The sequence below is a fragment of the Pseudomonas sp. VA159-2 genome (assembly GCF_024126635.1).
Taxonomy (GTDB): Bacteria; Pseudomonadota; Gammaproteobacteria; order Pseudomonadales; family Pseudomonadaceae; genus Aquipseudomonas; species Aquipseudomonas muyukensis.
Window position 1 is genome coordinate 1 of the sequence record NZ_JAMYBV010000107.1, and the last position, 252, is coordinate 252.

The 252-nt window shown below is 65.5% G+C and carries 1 protein-coding gene; it reads right to left on the reverse strand.

Translation table 11 applies throughout. The features are described 5' to 3' along the window. The coding region (locus NJG22_RS24515; protein ID WP_253098519.1) for a DUF6531 domain-containing protein at window positions 1-252 on the reverse strand (252 nt) is incomplete at both ends.

Below are 252 nucleotides of genomic sequence, written 5' to 3' on the forward strand. Positions count from 1 at the left end.
GCTTGCCTTGCTTGGGCAGCGGGTACGCATGGCTGCGGCCGTCCATGTCGTGGAACACCACGCCCTGGTCGACCACGTCAATGCAGGTGGTGAACTCGGTGACCCAGCGGGCGCCGAGAACGCCGTCGTCCAGCTTGTCCAGCCCCAGGGCGAAGTTGATGCGGTTGCAGGTGCTGGTGCAGACCTCGTTCTTCTGGTCGTTGGCCGCTTTCGTCGCCGGGCCCTGGTTGGTGATCGACTCGGTACGGCCCT